Raw genomic sequence first — 1,186 nt, 5'->3', positions numbered from 1 at the left:
GGCCGGGCATCGGTCGGCCGCGGCCGGTCGGGGGCGGGGTGGGTCATGCGGGCCTAGGACGTCCCCGCGGCAAGCCGCTCGCAGCGCTCGACCACGTTGGCCAGCAGGAACGCCCGCGTGAGCGGACCGACGCCACCCGGGTTCGGGGAGACCGCACCGGCGACGTCCCACACGTCCGGGTGGACGTCGCCGGCCAGCTTCCCGTCGAGCCGGGACACCCCCACGTCGAGGATCGCCGCGCCCGGCTTGACCATGTCCGGCGTGAGCATGTGGGCCACCCCGGCCGCGGCCACGATCACGTCGGCCCGCCGCGTCTCGGCGGGCAGGTCCCGGGTTCCGGTGTGACACAGGGTGACGGTCGAGTTCTCGCTGCGGCGGGTGAGCATCAGCCCGATCGGGCGCCCCACGGTGACCCCGCGGCCGATCACCACCACGTGTGCCCCGTCGAGTTCGACACCGAAACGCCGCAGGAGGTGGATGGCGCCGTTGGGGGTGCACGGCAGAGGGGCCGTCGCGTTGAGGACCAGCTTGCCGAGGTTGACGGGGTGCAGGCCGTCCGCGTCCTTGGCCGGGTCGATGCGCTCGAGGATCGCGTTCTCGTCGAGGTGCTTCGGCAGCGGTAGCTGAACGATGTACCCGGTACACGCGGGATCGGCGTTGAGCTCGTCGATCACGGCCTCGAGCTCGGCCTGACCGGTCTCGGCGGGCAGGTCACGCCGGATGGAGGCGATGCCGACCTGCTCGCAGTCGCGGTGCTTCATCTTGACGTAGGAGTGGCTGCCCGGGTCGTCGCCCACCAGGACCGTTCCCAGCCCCGGGGTGATGCCCTTGTCGCGCAACGCGGCGACCCGGTCGGTGAGGTCGGCGACGATCTCGTCGCGGGTGAGCTTTCCGTCCAGCTTGATAGCGGTCACGGGCGCCAGTATCCCACTCCGGAGCGTCCACGTCGCCAGCGCACTGCGAGAATGGCCGCCATGACCGGAGCCGGCGTGCGTGTGTTGTTCGACCGACCCCGCATCCCCCCCAACACCGGCAACGCGATCCGGCTGGCGGCGGGGGCGGGGTGTGAACTCCATCTGGCCGGGCCACTGGGCTTCGACCTGTCCGAACCGCAGCTGCGGCGGGCGGGGCTCGACTACCACGACCTGGCGCACGTGGAGGTCCACGAGGATCTCGAGGCCGCGTA

The 1,186-nt window shown here is 71.8% G+C and carries 2 protein-coding genes; one reads left to right on the top strand and one right to left on the bottom strand.

Annotated features, from left to right (window positions below):
* Nucleotides 1–53 precede the first annotated feature (53 nt).
* Nucleotides 54–914, bottom strand: a complete 861-nt coding sequence (locus G6031_RS16210; RefSeq protein ID WP_182653819.1) for a bifunctional methylenetetrahydrofolate dehydrogenase/methenyltetrahydrofolate cyclohydrolase — start codon at nt 912–914, stop codon at nt 54–56.
* A gap of 60 nt (nt 915–974) precedes the next feature.
* Here G6031_RS16210 and G6031_RS16205 point away from each other — a divergent pair.
* On the top strand, nt 975–1,186 hold a 212-nt coding region (locus G6031_RS16205), incomplete at its 3' end, for a TrmH family RNA methyltransferase (protein WP_277820163.1).

It is taken from the genome of Dietzia sp. CQ4 (genome assembly GCF_014145125.1).
Taxonomy (GTDB): Bacteria; Actinomycetota; Actinomycetes; order Mycobacteriales; family Mycobacteriaceae; genus Dietzia; species Dietzia natronolimnaea.
This window is presented reverse-complemented; position numbering and strand designations above follow the sequence as displayed.